Origin of the sequence: Streptomyces sp. AK08-02 (genome assembly GCF_033795085.1) — a bacterium.
In the GTDB taxonomy this organism is placed as follows: domain Bacteria; phylum Actinomycetota; class Actinomycetes; order Streptomycetales; family Streptomycetaceae; genus Streptomyces; species Streptomyces echiniscabiei.
Map to the genome: position 1 here is coordinate 1 of NZ_JARAZV010000025.1, position 15,151 is coordinate 15,151.

The 15,151-nt window shown below is 68.2% G+C and carries 13 protein-coding genes and 1 pseudogene; 8 read left to right on the forward strand and 6 right to left on the reverse strand.

What is annotated here, in order from left to right:
* The first annotated feature begins 235 nt into the window (after positions 1-235).
* The 5 genes and pseudogenes from PV734_RS39760 (at position 236) to PV734_RS39780 (ending at position 2,270) form a co-directional block, all read left to right on the forward strand.
* On the forward strand, positions 236-568 hold the full coding sequence (locus tag PV734_RS39760; RefSeq protein WP_319294291.1) for a hypothetical protein: 333 nt from the start codon (positions 236-238) through the stop codon (positions 566-568).
* The gene (locus PV734_RS39765) at positions 565-1,101 is read left to right on the forward strand and encodes a hypothetical protein (RefSeq protein ID WP_319294293.1); all 537 of its coding nucleotides are present in this window, start codon (positions 565-567) and stop codon (positions 1,099-1,101) included. The genes PV734_RS39760 and PV734_RS39765 overlap by 4 nt, the downstream gene beginning before the upstream one ends.
* A 129-nt stretch (positions 1,102-1,230) precedes the next feature.
* Positions 1,231-1,605 (forward strand): annotated as a pseudogene (locus PV734_RS39770) (pentapeptide repeat-containing protein); the annotation flags it as partial.
* Between the two features lie 261 nt (positions 1,606-1,866).
* A complete protein-coding gene (locus tag PV734_RS39775) occupies positions 1,867-2,082 on the forward strand; it encodes a type II toxin-antitoxin system VapB family antitoxin (protein ID WP_319294295.1) in 216 nt (71 codons plus the stop codon).
* The gene (locus PV734_RS39780) at positions 2,079-2,270 is read left to right on the forward strand and encodes a hypothetical protein (protein ID WP_319294297.1); all 192 of its coding nucleotides are present in this window, start codon (positions 2,079-2,081) and stop codon (positions 2,268-2,270) included. Before PV734_RS39775 ends, PV734_RS39780 begins: the two co-directional genes overlap by 4 nt.
* 65 nt (positions 2,271-2,335) lie before the next feature.
* Here PV734_RS39780 and PV734_RS39785 read toward each other — a convergent pair whose 3' ends face one another.
* Both PV734_RS39785 and PV734_RS39790 read right to left on the reverse strand, forming a co-directional pair.
* Positions 2,336-2,542, reverse strand: coding sequence for a hypothetical protein (locus PV734_RS39785; protein WP_319294299.1), 207 nt, complete (start codon positions 2,540-2,542; stop codon positions 2,336-2,338).
* 41 nt (positions 2,543-2,583) lie between these two features.
* Positions 2,584-3,702 (reverse strand): DUF1152 domain-containing protein, encoded by a 1,119-nt coding sequence (locus PV734_RS39790; protein ID WP_319294301.1) that lies wholly within the window; start codon positions 3,700-3,702, stop codon positions 2,584-2,586.
* Between the two features lie 88 nt (positions 3,703-3,790).
* Between PV734_RS39790 and PV734_RS39795 the strand changes: the two genes are divergently transcribed.
* On the forward strand, positions 3,791-4,531 hold the full coding sequence (locus PV734_RS39795; RefSeq protein WP_319294303.1) for a GntR family transcriptional regulator: 741 nt from the start codon (positions 3,791-3,793) through the stop codon (positions 4,529-4,531).
* Positions 4,532-4,811: 280 nt separating this feature from the next.
* Positions 4,812-5,249 carry an ATP-binding protein gene (locus PV734_RS39800; RefSeq protein WP_319294305.1) on the forward strand — a complete coding sequence of 146 codons (438 nt, stop codon included), beginning with the start codon at positions 4,812-4,814 and terminating at the stop codon, positions 5,247-5,249.
* A gap of 306 nt (positions 5,250-5,555) precedes the next feature.
* Here the strand turns inward: PV734_RS39800 and secD are convergent, their stop codons facing one another.
* The 3 genes from secD to PV734_RS39815 all read right to left on the reverse strand — a co-directional run bounded on the left by secD (position 5,556) and on the right by PV734_RS39815 (position 10,250).
* Positions 5,556-7,886 carry a protein translocase subunit SecD gene (gene secD / locus PV734_RS39805; protein ID WP_319294306.1) on the reverse strand — a complete coding sequence of 777 codons (2,331 nt, stop codon included), beginning with the start codon at positions 7,884-7,886 and terminating at the stop codon, positions 5,556-5,558.
* 61 nt (positions 7,887-7,947) lie between these two features.
* Entirely contained in the window at positions 7,948-8,352 is a 405-nt protein-coding gene (locus tag PV734_RS39810; RefSeq protein WP_319294308.1) for a hypothetical protein, read from the reverse strand.
* A 467-nt stretch (positions 8,353-8,819) separates the two neighbouring features.
* Entirely contained in the window at positions 8,820-10,250 is a 1,431-nt protein-coding gene (locus tag PV734_RS39815) for a glycoside hydrolase family 43 protein (RefSeq protein WP_319092925.1), read from the reverse strand.
* A 655-nt stretch (positions 10,251-10,905) separates the two neighbouring features.
* Here PV734_RS39815 and PV734_RS39820 point away from each other — a divergent pair.
* Positions 10,906-14,268, forward strand: a complete 3,363-nt coding sequence (locus PV734_RS39820; protein ID WP_319294310.1) for a discoidin domain-containing protein — start codon at positions 10,906-10,908, stop codon at positions 14,266-14,268.
* A 526-nt stretch (positions 14,269-14,794) separates the two neighbouring features.
* On the opposite strand, the gene PV734_RS39825 is transcribed toward PV734_RS39820, so the two are convergent.
* The gene (locus PV734_RS39825) at positions 14,795-15,088 is read right to left on the reverse strand and encodes a DUF1330 domain-containing protein (RefSeq protein WP_319092923.1); all 294 of its coding nucleotides are present in this window, start codon (positions 15,086-15,088) and stop codon (positions 14,795-14,797) included.
* Positions 15,089-15,151: the final 63 nt, after the last annotated feature.

A 15,151-nucleotide genomic window follows, 5' to 3' on the forward strand; every position in this document is an offset into this window, starting at 1 on the left:
CGAGGGCGTGGCTTCTTCTTCCCCATGCTCTCCATGATGGACATCCTCCCGGGGCAGAACCCCTGATCTCGGATGTCCGTCAAAGCGGATCAAGCCCAGTCCGCCGAGCGCCCCGGTGGCTCTGAACGGTTTCTCTGGGGTCTGGCACGAGTTCCATCAGAGCCCACCTGGCCTTCCTCGCCCACCGCAGATCCTTGCGTCCCAGCGAGGAATACCGCACCCCCACCGACTCAGAGTGGAGGATTTCCTCGGCCACTTCGAGCGGCGAAAGGTCGCCACCGGGCTCTGCGGACGCGCTTTCTCGACCCCTTGTATTCATGAGCACGCTTGTCTGCGATGTTCTATGCACTGGCCAGACCCTGACCAGCGCTTTCGCATCGAGGAGATCCGCGACAACCTCATCGCGCGCATCTCCGAAGCCGAACGCGAAGGCTGGCTCGGAGAGGTCGAGGGCCTGCAAGCCAGCCTGGCCCGGGCAAACGACAAGATCGCTCAAATAGACCGGAGTTACCTCGACGGCGCCACCGTCGACCTCGGCTTTCCTGCCGTCCGAAACGAGGAACGTTGAGCAACGACGCAGATCACGATCAGCCGATTCGGGACCTCAGCACCTGGACAGTCGACCGCCTGGAAGCCTTCACGACCACACAACAGGGCCATGAGCTGGAGCGAATCAGAGTCGTCGCCCAATCCCACGCCTACCGATCCGACGAGCCACAGGACGTCCGTCTGCGCTGGGCCAAGCTGTCCTTGAACGCCAACGAACGTCTCCCCGGCGACACCCCATGGAGTCACGACCGGAAGACCCGCCAGAACTTCGCGCTACGCACCTGGATCATCGATCATCTTGGCCCTGGCACCGATTCAGACTGGGATCCCGAAGCCCGCGCCGCCGACACACTCGCAGCGCTCGCCCTCGACCCTGGTCAGGTCACAGCGCTGTCCACGAACTGGCGCGACCTCCCGATCGAGCAGATCGGCGAACTTCGCCGCTACAAGAACAAGACAGCCCACCTGGACCGGCTTTTGGACTACTTGCCGCCGGGACCTGACAAGGACCAGCTCATCACATGGACTGAAGTACGCGAGCACCTGCCCTGAGCCATCGTCCCGATGAGGATCGCGGCATCCGATCGCGAAGTTCAGAGAACAGATCACCGTGCGCATGAATCACTACTCGGTACCGGTACGGCTGATCGGCCGCCAGGTCCGCGTCCTGCTGCACGCCTCCAGGAACTCACCGAGTTGGACATGGCAGCACACCGGAGCGACGTCAACGCTCTGCTGCTGCGCACGAGCGAACTCGTGCGGGCCAAGGTCGCGGGCTGCAAGAAGGACCGGAGGGGAGCCAATCTCATCGGTGCCAGCCTCAAAGCCGCCAACTTACAGGGCGCCAACCTCCGCGGGGCCTACCTCATAGCTGCCGACCTTAAGGGCGCCGACCTGAGGACGGCCGATCTGATAGGTGCCGACCTGCGAGACGCAGACCTGAGCGGCGCAGACCTCACCGACAGTATTTTCCTTACCCAGTCCCAGCTCAACGCGGCCAAGGGCGACACCACCACGAAGCTGCCACCGGCCCTTACCCGCCCCACACACTGGTAGTCCTGCGGCCGGGCACTGCAGGACAGTCACTCGAGTCGACGGGCCCAGTGGGGCCAAAAAACTCGTTCAGATCACGCTCCGAAGATCACCACCTGGGGCCAAAGAACTCGTTCCCGCGGGGCCAACAGACTCGTTCAAAGCCACCCCGGTCTTCGCCACGCTGGACCTGGGACGAGACCGATGCTCCCCGCGTTCGGGAGCGGCGAGCCGAGCGATTTCGTACCGCTACTCCGTACCGTTGAAGACAGGCAGGGTAAGTCCGTGACCCAGACCGACGTCGACGACGCCGCATTGGAGCGCGTCATGGCTCTGGCTCACGTCCGGACCAAGAAGGAGGCGGTCAATCCGGCTCTGAACTTCTACGTCGAGCAGCGGGAGCGTACGGCGCGCACAAGCCGTCACTTCAAGCGTGCGCGTGAGTGGGGCGCCGTCGGGGATGCCGAGCGTCTGCACCGAGCGGAGAAGGACAGCCGGTGATCTACCTGCGCGACACGTCCGGTCTGGTCCGGCGCCAGAGAGCAAGCACTGTCTCGGCAGTGGACCTCGTCATCGCCGCTCCGGCCGCCCACCACGGCAGGGTTGTCCTCCACGACGAGGCGGGCTACGGCACCAATGCCCGGCACGCGCACGACGTGACCGAGCACAACATCAACGACGTCGTCTGACGTGCTTCTGCCGCCCGCGGGTGGTGGTTGGCGGGACCAGAACGTCGAACATCACCTGGGACGAGTCAGGTGCCGGGCCGACTCGTAGTGCTCCCAGGTGTGTGGTCAGCCGGGATGCTGCGAGCCTGCTTCGCGGCGCGCAGAAGGGCCTGGGCCACCTGCTCGGCGTCATCGGCGGACAGCAGGACCTCCTGTGTCCAGAGGATCGACAGCCTGACAGTGCCGTCGAGCAGGTGCACGGCAACATCGACTTCGGTCCCGGTACCCGACACGTCTCGGACGGTGTCCAGCCCAGAGTCACTGGAGAACGCGCTCAAGTGGCCCTCCCCGCGCTGGAATCGATGGAGACCATGCTCCAAAGGGGCGCTGTGTACTGCTCCGGCCGACTGTTGATGAGCAGTCTGCGCAGGTCATCGCGCTGTGAGCCGTTGAGGTTCAGGGCCTCGGTGAGGTGGCGGAACGTCGTGTGAGTGACTCCGCGGCTTCGGGCTTCCGCCTCGAACTCGGCGAGCTGGATCAGCACCGATTCGGCGTTGAGCTTCGCCGGCCGTTGGTCCTTCAGCCGGTGGGCCTTGTTGCGCTCGTAGTCGATCTCGGAGAAGCCGCAGATCTCGCGGCTCAGCGCCTCCACCTGGTCCAGGGTGGTGGTCGACATGATGGCGCGGGCCAACTCGTTGCGGCTCAACGCCTCGTCCAGGTCGACCTCGTGGACGGTCGGACTCTCGTCGGTGAGCCGGATGGGAAGTCCGGCGTCTCGGACCTCGCACGTGCCGCGTACGCCTCGGGACGCTGCCGTGAGCATGCCCGTCGCCTCTGAGGGGTGCCATTCCAGGACCGGGCCGATCAGATCGGCGTCCTCAGCAGTGAAGGTGTGGATGAGCGGGCCGAGCGCGCCTTGCAGGTCCTTGTGCGACAGTTCCCCGTCGAGGCCGGGGCCTGCGACCAACAGGCGTACGGGGGCGTTTACTTGGCCGCATGCTGCCAGTGTCAGGGAGTCGGCGAGTGGGCTCTTCAGCGTCGGTTCGTCTCCTCTGGCCAACACGTCGCCACCGACGTCCAGGAGATCGATGGAGGTCGGCTGCAAGTAGGTGACCAACTCTTCGAGTTGGCGCGTGACGCCCTCGGCGCCCTGTCCCGGGTCGATCAGGGCGAAGACGTGGGGGAGCTCTGCCGCCAGTCGAGGGAGCGTGGATCCCGCCGGGGCGTTCGGGCGGGCTTCTGCCGGCACTTTCCGGACGGAGGGGGTGAGCGGTTCGAGGCCGGTGAAGTCGGCGGGTCCTCGGGGGCCCGGAACCGGGTCGACCAGCAGTCGGTCCCACGCGTACGTGAGGATCACTGACCGCTCGCTGTCGGCGCCGTACAAAGCGGTGTCAAGCATCGCGGCGGCGACTGCGTCGCCCCCTCCTCCTGCTGCGACGATCAACCGCGTCATGAGCCCAAGGGTACGGGGCGGCTTGCCGGCCGATCACCCTATAGTGGCTAGAGGCTATAGCCACTTGGATGAAGGAGGGGATGGAGACATGCCTCAGATTGAGGAGGCGCAGCCGAAGTATCTGCAGATCGCGCACTTCATCCGTGATCAGATTCTTCGGGGTGACCTTCGACCGGGCGACGAGGTTCCCTCGGAGCGACAACTGGCGGCGGCGTGGAAGGTGTCCAGGCCGACGGCGGCGCGGTCGTTGGAGGCGCTGAGCCATCAGGGGCTCGTCGAGAAGAGGCAGGGGTCTGGCACGTACGTCCGCAGTCTGGAAGTGAACCGGCGGGCACGTGAGTTGTACGGGCGGGCCCGGCAGACCGGGAAGATCTACACCCCTGGTGAGTACGCGGTGATCACATCGGCCGGGTGGCTGGATGCTCCGGATCACGTTGCTGAGGCGTTGGGCCTGGTGAAGGACCGTCGGGCCGTGCATCGGCGGCGTGTGACCAATAACCAGGATGGGCCCATCACGCTGTCCACCTCGTGGTTCGCGCCGGACGTCGGGCACAGGGCGCCCAAGCTTCTGGAACCGGAACGGATCCAGGAGGGCACCCTGATGTACGTCGAGAACATGACGGGGCGGCAGGGAAGTTACGCCGAGGACCGCATGTGTGCCCGGCAGGCAACCGGCGAGGAGGTGGCAGACCTGCGACTTGAGCCGAGTACGGCGGTCTTGATCGTGCATCACGTCGTGTTCGACCTCCAGGACCGGCCGTTGGAGTTCGCCGAGGCCACCTACCCGCCGAATCGTTGGGCGTTCGAGCAGGGGTATCCGCTCACCTGATGGGGTGTTGTGTTGACGAATCACTTGCCCGTCACAAGTGGCTAATGCCACTATCCAGTAAGTGGCTAAGGCCACTTGACCGGAAGGGGCACGGGTGATGAGTCGGCGGACGGACCGGGGAGCGCGTTTACCTTGTCGAAGTCGCCAGGGACGCGACTGGAAGCGTGTCAGTCCGCGTACGTCCCCGGTGTCTGCCGCTGCTGCCGCCATCATCCGTGCCACATCGAAGCGGTGCTGCCTCGACTGCGTCGGCAGCGCCAGCGGCAAGGAGTGAGCGCGGATGGCATACAGGATCGACCGCTACCCCTCTGAGGACTCACCGCGGCTCGGTGCGATGACCTTGCATCCGACTCCGGAGTCCGTCCCCCGGGCCCGACGCTGGTTCCGGAAGTTCATTGCCCCGTACAACCCTGCCTGCTCGGTCGAGGACTGCGCGCTGATGATCTCGGAACTGGTCACCAACGCCATCTGCTACGGACAGGCTGATGAACCCTGGGTCGTGCGGGTGGAGTGGTTCCGGGAGGAGAGCTCGCTGCGGGTCGAGGTGCACAACCCGGGCTTCCCCGCGAACGTGCGGCTCCGGCACCCCGACGCCAACGACGCGCATGGACGCGGCCTGCTTCTCGTCGATTCGATCGCGGAGGCGTGGCACGCCGGGCTCAGCCCCTTCGGCGGAACGTTGGTCTCCTTCGTGGTCGCCGATGCCTGGCCGTCGTGACGAGGGGAATGCCGTTCGTCGGTCGCGCCCCGAGGTATCTGTCGGCACGACGGCGGGCGAGGAACCCGCCCGCCACCGCGCCGGCCTTTCCCTCTTCCTCTCCATCCGGGCGGGCCCGCCTCCGGCTGATCAGCCCGCGGAGACAGTTGCCGAGTCAGCCGAGCCACTTGCAGGAAACGCGGGTCTGTCGCCGTAGACGGCTACGGACGTCGAACGACGAGCACGCCGCATGCCGCACGTCGCACAGCCGGATCGGGCGGATGCGCCTGGCTGTCCGCGTCCTCCCCCACGAGCCTCCGCGCACCCTCACACCACCGCGCCCGAATCCCGCGCCCGCCCGCGTCGCTCCAGCGGACCGCGCGCCCCGCCGCCCTCACCGCGCCCGGGGCGCATGGGCGGCGCCGGGCGGTTGCCCTCGAGCTGCACGGCGATCGGCACGGCGGTGAACACCGTCGATGCCGTACCGATCACCACGCCGGCGAGCAGCGCCACGGAGAAGTCCGCGAGCGAGTCACCGCCCAGCACGGCCAGGGCCGCCAGGATGAACAGCGCGCCCATACCGGTGTTCACCGTGCGCGGCAGCGTCTGGACGACGGCCTTGTTCGCGGTGGTTTCCAGGTCCGCCGCCGGATCGCGGCGACGCGCCTCGCGCACCCGGTCGAAGACGACGACGGTGTCATTGACGGAGTACCCGATGACCGTGAGCAGGGCCGCCAGGAAGACGCTGTCGACGGGCTTGCCGAGCCAGGCGAACAGGCCCACCACAAGCAGTACGTCGTGCACCATGGCCGACACCGCCGCGGCGGCGAACGTCCACCGGAACCGCACGCTGAGGTAGATCAGCTGGGTCGCGACGGCGATGCCGAGCGCGATGAGCGCGTGCCGGCGCAGCTCGTCGCCGAGGCTCGGGCCGATCAGCTCGTCCCGCTCGACGGTGACCTCGCCGCCCACCTTCGCCAGCGCCGTTCTGATCGTGTGCTGCTGGTCGTTGCTCAGCTCACCGGTGCGTACCGAGATGTCCCCGTCCCCCGACTCCTGCACCACCGCGCGCGGGAACCCGGCGTCCGTGACCGCCGTACGTGCCGCGTCCACGTCCACGGGCCTGCTGGTGCTGTACTCCACCAGGCGCCCGCCGGTGAACTCCAGGCCGCGCAGGCCGATTCCGGCGACGGCAACCACGATCAGCAGTGCGCTGAAGCCGAGTTGGCGGCGCCGGTGGTGCACCAGGCGGGGTTTGCGGCGCGCGAGCCAGGCACGTACCCGGCCGTCGGAGGTGATCCCGGTCAGGCCGGGCCGGTCGCGCACGAAGCGGCGCCGGATCGCGAAGTCGGCGAGGACCCGGGTGATCACCAGGGCCGAGATCATGGAGACGAGGACACCGATGGAGAGCGTGACGCCGAAGCCCTTGACGGGTCCGGTGGCGAAGAAGAAGAGCAGCCCGGCCGCGAGCAGAGTGGTCACGTTCGAGTCGACGACCGCGCTCCATGCCTTGCTGAAGCCGATGCTCAGCGACTTGTCCAGGTGGGCCGAGGCCGACTTCGGGGCGCGGGCTCCCAGGTACTCCTCGCGGGCACGTTCGAAGACCAGTACGTTCGCGTCCACCGCCATGCCGATCGCCAGGACGAAACCGGCGAGTCCGGGCAGGGTCAGGGTCGCGCCCAGAGCGACCAGTACGGCGTACGAGATCAGCCCGTACAGCGCGAGCGCGATGGTGGCCAGGGCGCCGAGGAGCCGGTAGACGACGAGGATGAACAGCCCTGTCAGCGCGAGCCCGATGATCGCGGCCTGGGTGCTGGCGGCGATGGCGTCGGCACCGAGCGTGGGGCCGACGGTGCGCTGCTCCACGACCGCTACGGGCACCGGCAGCGCACCGCCCTTGACGAGCGCGGCCAGATCGCGGGCCTCCTCCCGGTCGAAGCCGCCGGTGATCTGCGTGGAGCCACCGGAGATGCCGACCTGGCACGCCACATCCGCGTTGACGCCGGGCGCCGAGATGACCTTGCCGTCCAGGACGATGGCGACGCGCCGCTCGGGGGCGCCCTGCGGGGCACAGGCCGCCGCCCCGGTGACGCGTGCCCAGTCCTTGCCCGCCTGTCCGCGGAAGGCGAGGTCGACCATCCAGCCCGACACCGCCCGCTGGTCGAACACCGCCTCGGCGTCCTTGACGCCCTCGCCGGTGAGGACGGTGGGCCCGAGCTTGAGGAACGCCCCCTTCTGGTCGGGGTCGGGCAGGGTGCGCGAGCCGTCCCTGGCCGGCTTCCCCTTGGTCGCGTCCTGCTGGTACGTCGCGCCCTGCACGGCGTGGACGGTCAACTGCGCGGTGCGGCCGATGACTTCGGCGGCCTCGCGCGGGTCCTGTACGCCGGGCAGCTCGACGAAGATCCGGTTCTGTCCGGACCGGTACAGGCTCGGCTCGGACATGCCGAGCGCGTCGACCCGCTGGCGGAGCACCTCCAGGGCCCGCTGGGTCGATTCGGCATCGGCCCTGACCTGGGGTGAGTCCCGGGTCTCCAGGACGATCTGGGTGCCGCCGCGCAGGTCGAGGCCGAGACGGGCGGAATGGGTGAGAGCGAAGAAGAGCGAGGCGGCGATCACACCTAGGGCGACGATCGCCCGCCACATGGGCGCGCGGGACATGAGTTCTCCACGAGGGCAGGCAGACGGAGTCGACGTCTGCCCGGTGCGCGGAGGCGAACGGTCAGGCGTCGATACGGACTTCGGTGCTCCGTAGGGACGGCGGGCCGCGCGGGCGATACGCGTGGACGCCCCGGCTCGCTCCTGCGGTCGCGTCCGCCACGGCCACGGCGGGTCCACCGACAGCGCGGTGCGGGGCCGCGTCCCCGGTGCCGGGACTCAGGAAAGGGTGGAACGGGTGCGGCACCGCGTCGGCGTGGCCAAGCACGGAGCGCGCCACGGTGACGGGCCGCTGCGCGTCGGGGGCCGCGGACACCTTCGCGGTCGCCGTCACGGCCGTGCCCGTCGAGGACGGGCGGGACGCCGGCACCGACTTGGCCGACACCGGCAGGAGGAAGGTCAGGACCGCGAGCAGCGCGGAGAGCACGACGGCGGCCGGGCGCGTCGGGTGTGCGCGGTGCTGCTGCACGCCTCTTGCCCCCCGGTCAAGTCGTCGTACGGAATCAGCAGTTGAGCACTGTGAGCCGACGGCTCGGCTCGTCCGGCCGTCAGTGACACGAACGCCGTCGGGCGCCCGGAGGTTCCCGACCCACTGCGGGAACGTCGCTGCCGACGGGACGCGCACCACAATGAGGAGGCTGTTGAGAGCGAGAAGCAACTGGCCGTCACCGACGGGAATCTCTCCCGGCATCTGAAGGTGCTGGAGGAGTAGTTGTCGACTCCAGGCTGACCGCGCCGGTGACCGAGCCCGGCCGGGCGCAGTAGGTGGCGTCCATGGTGAAGGGCAGCGGGACGCGGCGCATGCGTCCAGGTGCCGCGTCCCGCCGGGATACGTCTGGTGTCGCCCTGCGGTCACGGGTGGGATGCCGGCGCTTTTCCCGCTCGCGGGCGGGCGGCAGGAGGGTGTCGCCCGAGGGCGCCGGCATCCCGGCCGGGTCAGCTCGTCAGCCGGAAGGTGGCGTCGTTGCGCTCCGTGGCCGTGGTGATCGTCGCGAGCTTGAGCTGGAAGGCGTAGTGGCGGATGTAGCGGTCGGGGTGGTTGTAGGACTGGAAGGAGGACCAGGTGGTGTCGGCGAGTCCGGCGACCTGGCGGAAGGTGGCGTCCTCGGCGAAGGCGGTGGTGCGGTCGTTGTAGACGAGCTGGAAGTCGGCTCCGTCGCTGCGCAGGTAGTAGCCGGGGAAGTTGACCGACTCGAAGGAGACGGTGCCGGTGCCGGCGAGGCCGGGGCGCGGCCGGAATCTGGCGTCGTCGTTGGTGACGTTCTGGTCGATGCGTACGTCGAAGTTGGTGTGCCGGACGTAGCGGTCCTGGTAGTTGAAGGACTGCAGGCGCTGGGCCGGGACGTTGGCCCAGCGGGCCTGGATGCGGGCGTCCTCGGCGGCCGTGAGGTTCAGGATCGAGCCGTGGCGCTTCTTGGTGCCGCCCATGGAGTAGGTGCCCGACGTCGGGAGGTGGTAGGTGCCGATGGCGGACGGGTTGGTCGTCGAGACCGGCATGTATCCCTTGCCGGCGGCGTACTGGTCGAGGTAGAGGGTCCATTCGTTGCGGTCGCGGAACTTCATCCACATCGGGCCCTCGACCTGGGAGCCGGTCAGGCCGATGCCGGAGAGGTTGCCGATGGTGGTCCAGGTGCCGAGGATCGAGTTGCTGCCTTCGAGCGTGATCTGGCCGTCGCCGGAGGCCCGTACGTAGCGGTAGTCACCTGTGCCGGACGGGACCTCGACGATCTGGGTGTCGATGATGCCCTGGGTGCCGGGGCGGTCGATGTAGACCTGCGGGGTCGTGATGGTGTGGAAGTCGGACGTGCGGGCGTAGTAGATGCGGTGCTTCAGCACGCCGTTGAGGGTGGCGTTGGTCGCCCAGTACATGACGTAGTCGTTGGTGGCCGGGTCCCAGATCGCTTCCGGGGCCCAGGCGTTGCGTCCGTCGGGGATGGCGCCGGCGACATTGAGCAGCCACGGCTGGGACCAGGTGACCAGGTCACTCGACTCCCACACCACGAGGTTGCGGCTGCCGTTGGAGGTGGAGTCCGACCACGACTGCCCGCAGCCTATGCACAGATCGGTCGCGATGATCCAGTACTTGCTCCCGTCGGGAGAGCGGACCAAGGCGGGGTCGCGCACACCTCGGGTGCCCACGGTGGACCGCAGCGTCATCCCGCCGCCGTTGAGGTCGGACCAGTTCAGGCCGTCCGCGCTGTACGAGAAGTACATCTGCTGACCGGTCGATCCCTCCCCGATGAAGTGCGTCATCAGGTACCCCGGATCGGCGGCGGCGGCCCGCTGGGGTGTGGTCACGACCTGGGCGGTGAAGAGCAGGCAGGCGGCGACGAACATCGCTGCCAGCCGGGAGAGAACCGCGGGCATATGCGTTCCTGTTCTTAGAGCGGTGCCGTGATCAGGTGCAGGTGAGCGGAGGGTGAGGCCCGGCGTCCGTGCCGTTGAGGAGGTACCGCCTCCGTGGGGGTGGACGTCGCGTGCTGCGTGGTCGGCGACCGGGGCGTCGCGGTTTTCGCGTGGGCGCGGCAGCGACCGGAAGCCCGCGATGACGGGCCGGGTGACAAGCTGACGGAGAGAGCCGAGAGAGCCGACAGGGCTGTCACGGGAGTGCGACGGCGACGGGCGCGCGACAGGGCTGCCCCTTCTGGCAGCCATGGTTCGAGAAATCGAACGCCGTTCGCAAGTTCGTGCAGAAGATAAATGTCAGCTGAGAGTTCGTCAATGGAACTGGCCGGTACGGTCTCCGATCCCCCGGACCTGACCGATCGCCGCGGTGGAATCCTCGGCGCTCCACCCACTTGAACTGCACAGACCTCCCGGCACGACTTGGGCCGCTCGCGGGAATTCCGGCTGCACAGCCATTGACACGGCACCTGTGCCGGGCTCAGGATCACGTCTGCAAACCCGCGAATGAAACGATTCAAAATCTCGGAAGCAGCCATTCCGCCCGTTCTCACCCCTGGGCTGCCACCGCGTTGGCCGCCTTCTCTCCGCTCTCCGCACATCTCCTAGGAGTCCCGCGATGCACGATGTAACGCGCCGGTCTGCTCTGCGCTCGGCCATAGCTGTGGCCCTCGCCCCCACGCTGGGTTCCTTGATCCTGCCGGGGCTCGCGCCGACGGCGTCCGCGGCGGTCTCGTGGACCGCGAAGTGGATCTGGGCGCCTTCCAGTTCGACGAACCAGTGGGTGGCGTTCCGTAGATCGTTCACGTTGGGCTCGGCGCCCTCGCGGGCCGTGACGCAGATCGCGGCGGACTCGAAGTACTGGCTGTGGGTCAACGGCGCCCTCGTGGTCTTCGAGGGCGGCCTCAAGCGCGGCCCGAACCGCACGGACACCTACTACGACGAGATCGACCTGGCCCCGTACCTGACCAGCGGCACCAACACGGTGGCACTGCTGGTCACGTACTTCGGCAAGCAGGGCTTCTCGCACAGCAGCAGCGGCAAGGGCGGTCTGCTGTTCCAGTCCGACATCACGACGGGTTCCACGACCACCCGGCTGGTCAGCGACACCGGCTGGAAGCACACCGTCCACGCGGGCTACTCGAACAACACCAGCGGTACCCAGGTCAACTTCCGGCTGCCGGAATCGAACGTCTACTACGACGCCCGCAACGCCACCGCCATGGCCGACTGGCAGTCCTCCGGCTTCGACGACAGCGCCTGGAGCGCACCCACCGACTTCGGCGCCGCCGGGGCCGCTCCCTGGAACGGCCTCGTCGAACGGCCGGTCCCGCAGATCCGCTACTCCGGCCTGAAGTCCTACACCAACGCCGCCTCGCTCCCGGCCACCGGCCAGGGTTCCACGGCGATCTCGGCCGCCCTGCCGTCCAACATCCAGGTCACGCCGTATCTGAAGGTCGACGCCCCGGCCGGCGCGGTGATCGGGATCCAGACCGACCACTACGACGACGGCAAGGGCCTGGTCGGCATCGACCAGAAGACCATTTTCAACGTCCGCGCCACCTACGTCTGCACCGGCGGGGTCCAGGAGTTCGAGGCGCTGGCGTGGATGAGCGGTACCGCCGTGCGGTACACCATTCCGACGGGCGTGACGATCGTCGATCTCAAGTACCGGGAGTCGGGGTACGACACGGACTTCGCCGGGTCGTTCACCAGCAGCGACGCCCTCTTCGACACCGTGTGGACCAAGGCCGCCCGCACCATGTACGTCAACATGCGCGACAACTACATGGACTGCCCGACCCGCGAGCGCGCCCAGTGGTGGGGGGACGTGGTCAACCAGTTGAAGGAAGGGTTCTACACCTTCGACACCAACTCCCACGCCCTCGGCAAGAAGGCCATCTCGCAACTGGCCTCCTGGCAGAAGGACACCGGGGCGCTCTACTCCCCGATGCCCTCGACGATCTGGACCGCCGAACTGCCCAACCAGATGCTCGCCTCGGTGTGGTCGTTCTGGACGTTCCACCTCTACACCGGCGACACGAGCACCGTCACCGGCGCCTATCCGGCGGTGAAGAAGTACCTGGACCTGTGGGGCCTGGGCAGCGACGGCCTGGTCAACCACCGCGCCGGGGACTGGGACTGGCAGGACTGGGGCAGCAACATCGACACCCGCGTCCTGAACAACTGCTGGTACTACCTGGCCCTGGACACCGCCGCCAAGCTCGCCGCCCTCAGCGGCAACACCGGCGACGTCGCCGGCTGGCAGGCCCAGCGCGACAGCATCAAGGCCAACTTCGACACCCTGCTGTGGAACTCCACCAAGAACGAGTACCGCTCTCCCTCCTACACCGGAGACACCGACGACCGGGCAAACGCCCTCGCCGTCGTCGCGGGCCTGGCCGCCCCCGCCCACTACCCGGCGATCACCAGCGTGCTGCGCACCCACCTCAACGCCAGCCCCTACATGGAGTTCTACGTCCTGGAGGCGCTGTACCTCATGGGTGCGGCCACGGTCGCCGAGGAGCGGATGCGCAACCGCTACGCCGCCCAGGTCGCCGACCCCGCCTGCCACACCCTGTGGGAGGTGTGGGTCAAGTCGGAAGGCACCGACAACCACGCCTGGAACGGCGCCCCGCTGTACGCCCTGTCCGCCTACGCCGCCGGGGTGCGCCCCACCGCGGCGGGCTGGACGACGTACGAGGTCATCCCGCAGACCGGCACCCTCACGAAGATCAATACGGTGACGCCGACCGTCCAGGGTGACATCCGCTTCGCCGTCACCCGCGACGGAACCCAGGCGACCCTCACGCTCACCTCGCCGAGCGGCACGACCGCCCGCGTCGGCGTGCCCACCTACGGCGGCTCCCAGCCCGTCATCAAGGCGAACGGCACCACCGTCTTCACCGGCGGCTCCTCCACCGGCGGCGTCAGCGGCCTGACGTATGACGGCAAGGACTCCTCGTACGTCTACTTCAAGGTTCAGCCGGGCACCTGGACGTTCACGGCGACGGGCACCGGCCGCCTCGACAACCTCGCCCTGAACCGGACGGTCACCAGCAACAACAGCCTGGAGAACAGCAGTTGGGGCAAGAACCGGCTCACCGACGGCAAGCTCACCAGCGTGAGCGGCGCCCGGGGATACACCAGCAACGAGTTCACCGCTGCCGACGTCAGCGCGAACCCCGTGTGGGTGGAGATCGACCTCGGCGCCGACACCGATCTCGACGCCGTACGCCTCTTCCCCCGCACCGACACCCAGGCGGCCGGGGGCGGGACCGCGAACTTCCCCGTCGACTTCACGATTCAGACCCGTCCCGACGGATCCAGCACCTACACCACCGCCCGCACCGTCACCGGCCAGGCCAACCCGCAGGGGCTGGTGCAGACGTACGGCTTCAAGACCACCACAGCCCGTTACGTCCGCCTCCAGGCCACCAGACTCGGCACCCCCGCCTCCGACGAGTCCACCAAGTTCCGCCTGCAGCTCGCCGAACTCACCGTCCCCACCGCCGCGACCACCGTCACGGCCAACTACACGCTGGAGAACGGCGACTGGGGCAAGACCCGGCTCCTGGAGGGCACCACCACCAGCGTCACCGGCGCCAAGGGCTTCACCAGCATCGACTTCCCTGCCGCCGACGTCAGCGCCACCCCCGTATGGATCGAGGTCGACCTCGGCGCCGACCGGACCATCGGCTCCGTCACCCTCCACCCCCGCACCGACGCCGGCGCAACCGGCGGCGGGACGGCGAACTTCCCCGTCGACTTCACCCTCCAGACCCGTCCCGACGGATCCAGCACCTACACCACCGCCCGCACCGTCACCGGCCAGGCCAACCCCAGCGGAGCCGCCCAGACCTACACCCTCACCTCCGTCACCGGCCGCCACCTCCGCCTGACGGCGACCAGACTCGGCACCCCGGCCTCCGACGAGAGCGCCAAGTTCCGCCTGCAACTGGCCGAGATCGGCATCAAGTAACACGCCACAGTCACGGTGGCCCGCCCGCCCCGGCACACACCCACGTGCCGGGGCGGGCGGCCCCGACGAACAGCACACCGACCACGTCCTGACCGAGCTCGGCCGCTCCTGCCGTGCCCAGGCGTCCCGGTCGACCTACTGCTCGTCGTCGCCTGGCGTCGACTGTGGTCCGGCCACACGGAAGCGGCCGCGTGATGCTGGTTCGTCATCGCACTCGCCGCATCCCTCGGTGAAGCACCTGCGCCATCCGATGGTCGGAACGATGGACCTCACTTCGAGAACCTCGTCATCCCCGGCGCTTGTGGCCGGCGACTCATCGCTTACACGGCCGAGCCCGGCTCGCCGTCGGAGGCTGCGCTGCGGCTCCTCGGCAGCGCGACGGCTCCGGTGGTGACGGTGGAGCCGATGTGGAGGCGGGTCGGTACAGCCGCCGGTCGACAGGAAAGTCCGCGCCGGGGCATGACAGGAAGAGCGCGATGCCCGACCGGCAGTTGATCTGCCTCCCCAAGATCCGACCGGACCTCGGTCAGTCGATGCCTTCGACGATGCGGAAGTCGCGCTCGACGCCGTCGGAGAGGGCGGCCAGCGCCTCCTGATAGGCCGCGCTCTCGTGCGCCGCGACGGCCTGCTCGAAGCTGTCGAACTCGATCAGGACGGTGCGTTCGGCGATTCCGGCGCCATGCGCCACGACTCGACCGCCACGGACGAGGACCCGGCCGCCCCCGGCCTTGACGGCCGCAGCGGCCAGCTTGTTGTAGGCAGCCAGCTTCTCGGGGTCCGAAATGGTGCGGTAGGCGCTGACCCAGTAGCCCTTGGGCATGGAACCTCCAGTGTTGGGACGAGTGCGTCTGACTTACGGGTGGGTCTCGGACGAGCGTCGGCG

What these genes read in the sequence shown, in the direction of transcription:
- PV734_RS39790 (WP_319294301.1), bottom strand. Translation starts at nt 3,702, where the DNA reads ATGACGCGGTTGATCGTCGCAGCAGGAGGAGGGGGCGACGCAGTCGCC.
- PV734_RS39825 (WP_319092923.1), bottom strand. Translation starts at nt 15,088, where the DNA reads ATGCCCAAGGGCTACTGGGTCAGCGCCTACCGCACCATTTCGGACCCC.
- PV734_RS39815 (WP_319092925.1), bottom strand. Translation starts at nt 10,250, where the DNA reads ATGCCCGCGGTTCTCTCCCGGCTGGCAGCGATGTTCGTCGCCGCCTGC.
- secD (WP_319294306.1), bottom strand. Translation starts at nt 7,886, where the DNA reads ATGTCCCGCGCGCCCATGTGGCGGGCGATCGTCGCCCTAGGTGTGATC.
- PV734_RS39820 (WP_319294310.1), top strand. Translation starts at nt 10,906, where the DNA reads ATGCACGATGTAACGCGCCGGTCTGCTCTGCGCTCGGCCATAGCTGTG.
- PV734_RS39800 (WP_319294305.1), top strand. Translation starts at nt 4,812, where the DNA reads ATGGCATACAGGATCGACCGCTACCCCTCTGAGGACTCACCGCGGCTC.
- PV734_RS39795 (WP_319294303.1), top strand. Translation starts at nt 3,791, where the DNA reads ATGCCTCAGATTGAGGAGGCGCAGCCGAAGTATCTGCAGATCGCGCAC.